The sequence below is a fragment of the Arthrospira sp. PCC 8006 genome, assembly GCF_046480465.1.
GTDB classification, from domain to species: domain Bacteria; phylum Cyanobacteriota; class Cyanobacteriia; order Cyanobacteriales; family Microcoleaceae; genus Limnospira; species Limnospira platensis.
Window position 1 is genome coordinate 1 of sequence record NZ_PKGG01000247.1, and the last position, 6,842, is coordinate 6,842.

Annotated in this window: 6 protein-coding genes; 2 read left to right on the forward strand and 4 right to left on the reverse strand. The window is 44.3% G+C overall.

Annotated features, from left to right (window positions below):
• Both B9T16_RS23775 and crtB read left to right on the forward strand, forming a co-directional pair.
• On the forward strand, positions 1-830 hold an 830-nt coding region (locus B9T16_RS23775), incomplete at its 5' end, for an FAD-dependent oxidoreductase (RefSeq protein ID WP_410245931.1).
• A 98-nt stretch (positions 831-928) separates the two neighbouring features.
• A complete protein-coding gene (gene crtB, locus B9T16_RS23780) occupies positions 929-1,858 on the forward strand; it encodes a 15-cis-phytoene synthase CrtB (protein WP_035736076.1) in 930 nt (309 codons plus the stop codon).
• Between the two features lie 70 nt (positions 1,859-1,928).
• On the opposite strand, the gene B9T16_RS23785 is transcribed toward crtB, so the two are convergent.
• The 4 genes from B9T16_RS23785 to B9T16_RS23800 form a co-directional block, all read right to left on the reverse strand.
• On the reverse strand, positions 1,929-2,711 hold the full coding sequence (locus B9T16_RS23785; RefSeq protein ID WP_014274572.1) for a hypothetical protein: 783 nt from the start codon (positions 2,709-2,711) through the stop codon (positions 1,929-1,931).
• A gap of 106 nt (positions 2,712-2,817) precedes the next feature.
• Positions 2,818-4,215 carry a DEAD/DEAH box helicase gene (locus tag B9T16_RS23790; protein ID WP_006617243.1) on the reverse strand — a complete coding sequence of 466 codons (1,398 nt, stop codon included), beginning with the start codon at positions 4,213-4,215 and terminating at the stop codon, positions 2,818-2,820.
• Positions 4,216-4,661: 446 nt separating this feature from the next.
• The gene (locus tag B9T16_RS23795) at positions 4,662-5,972 is read right to left on the reverse strand and encodes a DUF4157 domain-containing protein (RefSeq protein WP_410245932.1); all 1,311 of its coding nucleotides are present in this window, start codon (positions 5,970-5,972) and stop codon (positions 4,662-4,664) included.
• A 163-nt stretch (positions 5,973-6,135) separates the two neighbouring features.
• On the reverse strand, positions 6,136-6,702 hold the full coding sequence (locus B9T16_RS23800) for a hypothetical protein (protein ID WP_410245933.1): 567 nt from the start codon (positions 6,700-6,702) through the stop codon (positions 6,136-6,138).
• Between the last annotated feature and the right edge of the window lie 140 nt (positions 6,703-6,842).

The following is a 6,842-nucleotide window of genomic DNA, read 5'->3' on the forward strand; positions in this document are numbered from 1 at the left end:
AAATATCCTCCACTGTCATTCTAACCGCCCTTAACCGCTTCCTACAAGAAAAAAATGGCTCGAAAATGGCCTTTCTTGATGGGTCGCCAACGGAAAGATTGTGTCAGCCTCTGGTAGACTATATTACGGAACGAGGCGGACAGGTGCGATTAAATGCTCCCATTCAGGAGTTTTTGGTCAATGAGTCCGGCTATGTTGAGGGATTCGTGATTCCGGCTCGAAATGGTGCGCCGGAAGAAGTGCTAACCGCTGATGTTTATGTGTCGGCTATGCCTGTTGACCCCCTCAAGCTGATGTTGCCTAAACCTTGGCAGGAGCTTGATTATTTTAAGCAACTTGAGGGTTTGGAAGGGGTTCCCGTGATTAATGTTCATTTGTGGTTCGATCGCAAGTTGACTGATATTGATCACCTACTGTTTTCCCGATCGCCTTTGCTTAGTGTCTATGCAGACATGAGCAATACTTGTAAGGAATATGCTAACCCCGATCGCTCAATGTTAGAGTTGGTTTTGGCTCCCGCTGCTGATTGGATTGGTAAGTCAGATGCGGATATTGTGGCCGCAACTATGGCTGAACTCGAAAAGCTATTTCCTCAACATTTCCCATCACCTGCTAAGTTGCTCAAATATCATGTGGTGAAAACGCCGCGATCGGTTTATAAAGCTACCCCTGGCCGGCAGGCTTGCCGCCCAAGTCAAAAAACACCTATCCCTAATTTTTATCTGAGTGGGGATTACACCATGCAACGCTATCTCGCTAGTATGGAAGGTGCTGTGCTTTCTGGTAAGCTGACAGCACAGGCTATTCAACAAGACTTGAGGACTAGCTAAGTCCCCTAATCTCTGAAACGTCTCGAGGGTATTTCCTTGATGATGTTTTGCTAACTGCACAACCTATGGCTGATAGCTCAAGCCTGAAAAAAAAACGAATGCTGCAACTCTCTAAATCCCCCCGCATGAGAACTCCGGCAACCCGGTCAGATTCCTATGAACTCTGTCGCCAAATTACCGCACAGTATGCTAAGACGTTCTACTTGGGTACTCAATTGATGCCACTGGCCAAGCGTCAGGCTATTTGGGCTATTTATGTTTGGTGTCGCCGTACCGATGAATTGGTAGATGGTCCTATGGCAAGTTCTACTACTCTGGAAACTCTCGACCACTGGGAAGAACAACTAGAATCGATTTTCGCTGGACATCCTATTGATCCGGTTGATGTGGCTTTGGTCGATACCCTCGGTCGCTTCCCCCTGGATATTCAACCCTTCCGAGATATGATCGCAGGTCAACGTATGGATCTGTCCCGGAATCGCTACAATACCTTTGATGAGTTGAATTTATATTGCTATCGGGTCGCTGGGACGGTGGGACTGATGTCTTTGGCGGTTATGGGTACTGCTGAACCTGATCTGAGTGTTCCCTGGAATCGTGACCAGTCTATTTATTATCCTAAAGAAGAGGCGATCGCTCTCGGTATTGCTAACCAGCTTACTAATATTCTCCGAGATGTGGGGGAAGATGCTCGACGGGGTCGGATTTATTTGCCTCTCGATGACCTGGCTCTGTTTAACTATACCGAAGCGGATTTATTGAATGGGAAAGTAGATGAACGCTGGCGTGAGTTGATGCGCTTTCAAATACAGCGGGCTAGAAAATTCTATACCCTCGCTGAGGAAGGCATCGCCGCCCTTCATCCTGACATCCGCTGGCCTGTTTGGACCGCCTTAATGCTCTATCGACAAATTTTAGATGAAATTGAGCGCAACGAATACGATGTCTTTAACCAACGCGCCTATGTCCCTACCTGGAAAAAAATGATGTGTCTTCCTCTGGCTCAGTTAAGGGCTAGGGTTTTGTGACCTTCTTCCCCAATTCTCAATTGATGGATAATGGAGGTAGTTATACAATCGCCAGGATGATGAATTTCCATTATCCATTGTCTACGATTGCATTGATTGAACCTAGAGAAAATAGGGAAATTACCAGGGACGACATTAAGGCAGTCGTCACAATTAATGGTTCATTATTTTGACCGATCGCGATCGCTATTAAAGCCCAAATTGTTACCAATAGATAGGCGGTTTCCTGGTGGCGAACTCTCATAATAATCGCAATAGTGGCCGCTACAATTATCATGATCGCTGTCCAGACTTGGGGAGCCATACCCCAACCATTCCAGTTAATCCAATTTAAGGCGATCGCTACATTCACCACCGTCGCTACACTAATCCAACTTAAATATATACTCAGGGGAATATTAATTAACCAAGATTCCCCCTTGGGAACCCGCCGCCGACCTACATCTAATTTTACATAGGAATATATCAGCGATAATAAAATTACCACCATCGCCAAAATCGACTGGGGAAATAACCTATATAAAAACAAGAATATCCAGATAATTTGAGCTATACTTGCCCACACTAAACCATAACCCATCTCGGCTAAACGGGGGTTATCTCGTTGGCTAGGGAGTAGCTGATAAATAGCCAAGCCGAATAAACCTAAGTAGATTAATCCCCAAATAGAGAAGGCATAATTAGCCGGAATTATCTTAGTATTAACAAAAAAATTATTGGAAATATCCCCGACAGTTAAACCATTAATCGGGGCAATATTAGTCCATATATTAACCCCAAAAGCCGCGATAATAGACAGTAAAGTTGCCCAGCGCCGCCATATTTCACCCGCAGAAAATGCACCTTTTTTCATGCCATTAACCTAATTAACCCTCAATATTTGCCCTAAAAATAGAGTGAGACGCGACCAAGCGATCGCATCTCCACATTAATTAAAGCCTATCCGGTAAATCAGCCATCTAACTGTTATTGGAAACAGAAGCTGGGCGGCGGCGTTTAATTAGCTTAGGTTTGTTGGAAACGGCATCGTCATCATCTTCGTAATCATCCCTTCCGATACTAGCCGGACGAGTTTGATCATAAGCAAGTTGCAAAGCCGCAGCGGCGATCGCATGGGGATCATACTCCTCGCTTAATTGAGAGACAATAGGCAAGAAAGAAGCCATACGTTCCCCAGCCAAAGCATCCCGCACCCGGTCTTTCAGTCGGTCAATGTAACGCGCCTCAATTTCTGCCCGTTTGGGGATTGACTGAATGCTCAAAGTTTGGCGCAGGTGACGTTCAATATTTCGCAACTTACGGCGATCGATAGGCTGAATAAGAGTAATTGCCTTTCCTTCCCGACCCGCGCGACCTGTACGCCCAATGCGGTGAACATAACTATCAACTTGATCAGGAAGATCATAGTTGATCACATGGGTGAGGTGATCCACATCCAGACCTCGCGCTGCGATATCAGTAGCTACAATCCAGCGCACTTGACGGCGGCGCAGACGCATCAACAGTCGCTCCCGTTGAGACTGATTGAGATTACCATGATACTCGTCAACACTATGACCTGCCGCCTGCAATTGATTAGTTAAATCAGCCGCAGATTGTTTAGTTCGCACAAAAATAATCGCCGATTCTGGATCTTCGAGTTCTAAAATCGGTTCTAGGGCGCGAGCTTTAGACCATCCACGAGGAACCATATAAACAGACTGTTCGATCCGTTTAGGCGTAGCCTTGGGAGTTTCCACCTTCACAGTCACAGGGGACTTCAGGTGTCGTCGCACCAACTTCGAGATGGAAGCGTCCATCGTTGCTGAGAAGAACGCCGTCTGACGATGTTCAGAGTCGGCCGACTCCAAGATTTTTTCCACATCTTGGATAAAGCCCATACTCAGCATTTCGTCTGCTTCATCCAACACTAACCAACGCAGTGAATCAAGTTTCAGTTCACCTCGGTTCAGTAGATCTAGGATACGCCCTGGGGTTCCCACGACAACCTGAACCCCCCGTCGCAGTCGCTGAATTTGTCGATCAATGGACTGACCACCATAAACTGTCAGCACATACAGGGCATTATCATCACTAAAAGTGCGAATAGCTTCCTTCACCTGCATCGCCAGTTCCCGGGTGGGAGTCAAAACCAACGCTTGAATACCAGCGGCATGAACGTCAATCTGTTCGAGAATGGGCAGCGAAAAGGCAGCAGTCTTACCAGTTCCTGTCTGTGCCATACCCACAACATCCCGACCGGATAGCATTTCGGGTATGGCTTGGATTTGAACTGGGGTGGGTTCTGTGAAACCCAGTGTTTCTAAATGGCGAGCGCGTTGTTCGGAAATACCTAAGCTTTCAAAGGATTGACTCATCAAATCTCCAATATGATTGTTTTTCGCCCGGTTCCTTTGGCTGCCCAACTCCAACACAGATATGTCTTGACTCTAATCACTAAAATGAGTTTTAGTCCGGCGTTAAGCCTTGTTATGGGCATCTAGGAACCATAGCATGTAGGTAAGGTCTCCTAATGTTCCCAAATTTACCCTGGTTAACAACCCAGAGGTTGTCCAGCAAATTTGATTTTTTGAGACCATCTGTTCTATAGCATAGCGCTTAACAAACAGAAACATAACCTTAAATTCCTTAAAATTTATCTCCCCTGGCAATTTACCGAGATTGACAATCGCTGTATCTATTGCTGTATAAGGCTTTTGCCTGATTTGAAGCCTAATAAAATTTTTTCTGGGAAATATCAGAAAAGACCCTCGATACTAAAGACTAGGAACCGAGGACTAGGGACTGAGGACTCCGTAACACATTAGGAATTGGGGGGTTTGCTGACTGGTTGTGATTCATTTTGCGCTTTTGGGTTAGCCCTAACTATCACTTCGATACTGTTGGCGTTGATTGGCCTGACCTTGGTGATAATGTCCAGCTTTGGTTGTTGTTGATCGTTGAGTTGCCTCGATTGAGTCTGGGTAGGGATAACTGGCGATCGCCTCCTTTGTCTACTAGAAGTCCCAGATACACTACTAGACATAGTGCGATCGGTCATTGACGACTTAGGTGTCATACCCGCATTTGGCTCCATACCAACATTATAAGGTTTACCCGCCTGGCGAGCCAGTCGCTTCAGAAACCCCTGCATTTTTTGGGCATCCAAATATTTACCCTTACCCCGAATATTAACAATGTAAGCAAAGCTATCCCCAATCGTCACAGCCCGCACAAGTTTCACCACTTCCAGAGCAAATTTAACTCGCACCTCTTCCAGTTTATTGCTCACCGCTGTTCTTTCAGGATTATGATTGATAATCGCCTTGATCGCCTCCACTACATTACTGATCAATGTCGGCGACAATTTCACTTCTTCCATCACTTCCGGATTATCTATATTTTTCGGCTTTTTCTGGCTCTTCTTCTTCTTGTCTTTCTCCGTAATAATTACAGTCATTTTTAACTTAGTCTTTTTCACCTTAGATTTAATTTTGACCTTTTTCTTCTTGTCTTTCTTCGCCTGAATTATCGGAATTTTCGTCGGACTCATATCAACCACCGGAATCACTTCTCGACTGTAGGTATCCGATGCAAATAAACGTTGAATATCAGGCTTTTCTCCCGACTGTTGCACCACATGAGTCAGTTCATGGGCTAGGAGTTTTTTGCCCTCATCACTATGGGGAGCATAAGTATCTTGACGGAAGAAAATATTTTTTCCTGTCGTAAAGGCTTTAGCATTCAAAGAACGACTCAGGCGATCGCTTTCAGTATCCCGGTGAATGCGAACTCGCCCAAAATTCAACCCAAAAGCAGCTTCCATCGGTTCCCGAACCCCAGTAGATAGAGATTCTCCTTCGTTTTGCTGTTCTTCTAAAGCCCTTTCCATTCCCTGCGTTATTGTCGGATTTTCAACATTTACAGATGCCTCTTTTTTCTGTACTTTACCATTTTTATTTTTAGGTTTTTTGGCAACACCAACAATCAGGTATTTCCTCCCTTTTTTAGTCTTTTTATTCTTTTTCATTTTCAGGGATTTAAGTTTATATTTCTTCTTAAATTTTTTCAGCACCTTTTTAACCCGACGAGCTTTCGGGTTTTTCTTGATTTTACTTGTTAATTTTTTCGCCACTTTCTTCAGGACTTGGGAAGGCTTCTTCTTTTTCCGTTTATCCTTATTTTTTTTCCGTTTCTTCTTATCCTTTTTCTTGGCTTTCGACTTTTTCCGTTTATCCTTATTTTTTTTCCGTTTCTTCTTATCCTTTTTCTTAGCTTTCGACTTTTTCCGTTTATCCTTATTTTTTTTTCGATTTCTTCTTATTCTTTTTCTTGCCTTTGGTTTTGGTTTTTTTATTCTTGCCTTTCTTCGACTTATTTTTCTTCGATTTTTTCTTATTAGATACTTTATCCTCAAAAGCACCCATCATAAAAGATGTCGGATCCAGCAGACTCAAAACCGTGCCTACCGACGAAAAAACACCGCCCACCACCTTGTCAACCGGAGATTTTAATTTAGTAATCACTTTCTGGATCTTCTTAGGAATACCTCCTAAACCCAAAACACTAGCTAACATCCCCAAAACCAACGGCAGAATGTCCGCCAATGCCTCTTCAACAGCCCGAGAAATTTGGCTCACAATTTGAGATATAATCGCATCCATCACCTCACCCAGTGCTTCTAAGACCCCCCTAATCATGTCCATATTGTTGATAAAAAATATCAGCAGATCAACAATAGCTTTAGCAATTTTCAGCACTCCAGAAGCAGGGTTAGTCAAACTCAAAACCCATTGAATCCCCGCTATCACAAGTTGAGGAATCACCACCTCAAACATGATGCTACTCATCAACACCTCTTTCATCGTCGATAAACCGGATTTAATGAAGTCCCACAACACCATCACCCCTTTACTGGGGAACTCCACGATCGCCTTAAAAAAGCTCAACGCCAAAGCCGGTAAATCCTCCGGTMTCGATTCCAAATACTCTTTTACCGCCCCCG

What these genes read in the sequence shown, in the direction of transcription:
- crtB (WP_035736076.1), top strand. Translation starts at nt 929, where the DNA reads ATGCTGCAACTCTCTAAATCCCCCCGCATGAGAACTCCGGCAACCCGG.
- B9T16_RS23785 (WP_014274572.1), bottom strand. Translation starts at nt 2,711, where the DNA reads ATGAAAAAAGGTGCATTTTCTGCGGGTGAAATATGGCGGCGCTGGGCA.
- B9T16_RS23790 (WP_006617243.1), bottom strand. Translation starts at nt 4,215, where the DNA reads ATGAGTCAATCCTTTGAAAGCTTAGGTATTTCCGAACAACGCGCTCGC.
- B9T16_RS23800 (WP_410245933.1), bottom strand. Translation starts at nt 6,702, where the DNA reads ATGAAAGAGGTGTTGATGAGTAGCATCATGTTTGAGGTGGTGATTCCT.